This window comes from Neptuniibacter sp. (assembly GCF_024231755.1).
Classification (GTDB): Bacteria; Pseudomonadota; Gammaproteobacteria; order Pseudomonadales; family Balneatricaceae; genus Neptuniibacter.
The window spans coordinates 1-785 of the sequence record NZ_JAAEQH010000091.1 but is presented as its reverse complement, the minus strand read 5'-3'; the positions used below and the strand labels follow the sequence as shown (position 1 = coordinate 785).

The following is a 785-nucleotide window of genomic DNA, read 5'->3' as shown; positions in this document are numbered from 1 at the left end:
TACCAAACTTACCTTATGCTAGTAATTGAAACTAAAATTGTTAACAATCTAGAACAGCTAAGAAACAGTGAAGTGATTGATTTTGTGAGATATTCGTGTGTTGTAATAGCATAGGATGTGTATTTACTCTCAGGTTAGGTATGGATTCTAATAAACAACATTGAGGCAATCAACTGAACCGCTACCGTCGTACTGATGAAGAAAGACAACCAGCAATCAATGAGGATTCGCCCGCAAGCCATGCCTACTTGCGTGAACCTGTCGACTCTCCGCCTACTTCACGGAACTCGTCGACATTATTACTACAACTTCCTTCCCGCCAGAAATCCCGAAGATATTATTGCAACCATCCCCTTCTGCCTGAACCCAAGAAGATTCAAACCCTTTCATCTCGCAAGCCATCCGAAATGCTCTTTTCATATAGAGCTGAACCTCTCGCTGCACCGCCAACGCAATTTGACCGACAATTCGCTTTAATACGTTCCGCTGTGGAACATAACGCTTTCTTTCCATCCCATTCCTTCGTTCCGCTGTGGGACACGACCAAATGCTGTTTGCCGACTATCCATTCAGCCGAGAATGCTTCTCTTCGACATTTCTCGTCTGGCACAGTTATCATGGCTGTTGCTTCCTTGTGTCTGGCTTGAGCCCAAGCATTCCGTTCGCTTGTACCTTCACTCGCCATGGCCTGCTATCAACAATAACCGTCCGCTTTTGTCAGCCGTTGTCGCTGTTTGAATTCCTGCGCACTCCAACGTCTCTAAGCGCTGCTTCAACCAAAGCTG

The 785-nt window shown here is 45.9% G+C and carries 1 protein-coding gene; it reads right to left on the bottom strand.

Annotated features, from left to right (window positions below; all coding sequences use genetic code 11):
* Positions 1-273 precede the first annotated feature (273 nt).
* Complete coding sequence (locus tag GY843_RS04215; RefSeq protein WP_297306861.1) at positions 274-513, bottom strand: hypothetical protein; 240 nt, start codon at positions 511-513, stop codon at positions 274-276.
* Between the last annotated feature and the right edge of the window lie 272 nt (positions 514-785).

Bases quoted from the DNA above. Each gene is read 5' to 3' on its own strand.
- GY843_RS04215 (WP_297306861.1), bottom strand. From the start codon at position 513: ATGGAAAGAAAGCGTTATGTTCCACAGCGGAACGTATTAAAGCGAATT.